Genomic DNA, 1,860 nt, shown 5'->3' with positions numbered 1-1,860 from the left:
CCGGCGCCAGCGTGATCGATCTCACCATGAATTCACCGCCTCTTCCCCGCGACCCGTCCCTACAGGCCATGATACAGGGCGAAATCGCCTCCATATTTCGCCATCAGGATGTGCAGTCCCTGATGTCATACCGCGTGACTGGCGGAACGCAGCAGGATCGCCAGCTCGGGATCAACTGGCTTGCTCCCGTTCTGGGGCGCAGGCGGGCAGGTGAACTGCTGATTGTGCCGGGTGCCCAGGTTGCGCTGTCGGCCATCATGAGTTCTCTCGTCAGGCCGGGTGAGGCGATTGTCACGGATTATCTGACCTATCCGGGCATGAGGTCGATTGCCGCCCAGTTTGGCTATGTGCTGCTTGGGGTCGATCATGATGAGGAGGGGATGAACCTCGAGGCGCTCGAGGAACTCTGCGCGCAGCACAGGCCCCGGGTTCTTTATTGCACCCCGACCCTGCACAATCCGACCACTGCTACCTGGTCAGTCGCCCGGCGTGAGGCCATACTTGGCATCGCCAGACGCTATCAGGTGCAGATTGTCGAGGACGATCCCTATAGTCTCCTCCTCAAGGCGCCCCCGCCGACGCTGGCGATGCTCGATCCGACGCGTGTCATCTATGTCGCCACCTTATCCAAGGTGCTCAGCCCCGGTTTGCGCACGGCTTATATCGTCCTGCCCGGCGCGGAGATGACCCGCCGCATTACCTCGGGCGTGCGGGCCATCTGTCAGGCCAAGGCAGGCCTGCTGGACGCGCTCGTGTCGCGCTGGATCGAGACCGGTATTGCCCAGCAATGCCTGCGCAGCATCCGCGAGGAACTGACCCAGCGCCATCATGTGCTGCGGCAGGTGATGAGCGATCATTTCCATGACCGTTCACCCAGCCCTCATGTATGGCTGCCTTTGCCAGAATGGTGGACCAGTGCCGATTTCGTAGCGTTCGCGAGGCGGCAGGGGCTGGCTCTTGTGCCCGGCTCTGTCTTTGCGGTCACCGGGCATGCACCCCCGGCGGTGAGGATCGCGCTTGGAAGCGCCCCTGACCTCTCCGGGCTGCGGGACTCGCTTATCAATCTGCGCTCCGTGCTGGATTATCGCCCCGCCAGCGGATTTTCCGATATCGTGTGACCGAGATAGTGCGTTCTGTCGTTCACGAAAAAGAGAGCGAAAAACCGCAAGTTTTCAATAGTATAGGGTTGTCGCAATGGTTTGTCATTGAATGATCGGTATATTGTTCGGTGTTGTATCAGATGATGCTCCCGAAAATGTTCAATAGCTTCTTTTGTATGGCCTTTAGGTCCATACAATATTTTGCATTTGCAGTCAGTTTCGGTCATGGTGCGAGCAGAGAACAGGGTGTTCCGGTCCTGCCATACGCGGCGGGGCTGGGTGGCCCTCTCCAGGAAAACCAGCAACGGGATGGCGCCGGGGATATTCGCTCCACCGTCGACGCCTCTCCGTCAGGGAGAGTAAGAATGACCGCAGAAGTCGCCAACATGTCGCTGGAAATAAGAGAAGCGAAGGCGCAGCGCCGTCTGCGCTACCGCATGATTGCCATGGTGGTCGGCGTGCTCATGTTCCACGTCTGTCTCGCCTGGGCCATCGCGGGCACCTCGGTCGACATGCAGGACCACTTCCACACCAATTACTGGGCTCTTGGCGCCACGTTGTTCTGGGCCATGTACGCGGTTTACAACATGAGCGTCTCGTAAGGGCGCTCACCTTCTCTTACGCGCGACGAGGCGGCCATGACGCGGCGATAGATCGCCTCGTAATTGTCGATCATCGTCTCGCGGCTATAGAAAGCCTCTGCCCTGTACCGGGGAAGCGACCTGTCGATGCGTGAAGCCTCCCGGATCGCCAGAGCAAG

Annotated in this window: 3 protein-coding genes; 2 read left to right on the top strand and 1 reads right to left on the bottom strand. The window is 59.6% G+C overall.

Annotated features, from left to right (window positions below; genetic code table 11):
• Positions 1 to 1,118 (top strand): PLP-dependent aminotransferase family protein (locus tag P792_RS0120430; protein WP_031241711.1); only part of this gene is annotated, 1,118 nt, incomplete at its 5' end.
• A gap of 347 nt (positions 1,119 to 1,465) precedes the next feature.
• The gene (locus tag P792_RS37215; protein WP_146926341.1) at positions 1,466 to 1,702 is read left to right on the top strand and encodes a hypothetical protein; all 237 of its coding nucleotides are present in this window, start codon (positions 1,466 to 1,468) and stop codon (positions 1,700 to 1,702) included.
• Here P792_RS37215 and P792_RS37830 read toward each other — a convergent pair.
• Positions 1,681 to 1,860 (bottom strand): glycosyltransferase family 4 protein (locus P792_RS37830; protein WP_161630869.1); only part of this gene is annotated, 180 nt, incomplete at its 5' end. The genes P792_RS37215 and P792_RS37830 overlap by 22 nt on opposite strands.

This window comes from Asaia sp. SF2.1, from assembly GCF_000505765.1.
GTDB classification, from domain to species: domain Bacteria; phylum Pseudomonadota; class Alphaproteobacteria; order Acetobacterales; family Acetobacteraceae; genus Asaia; species Asaia bogorensis.
This window is presented reverse-complemented; position numbering and strand designations above follow the sequence as displayed.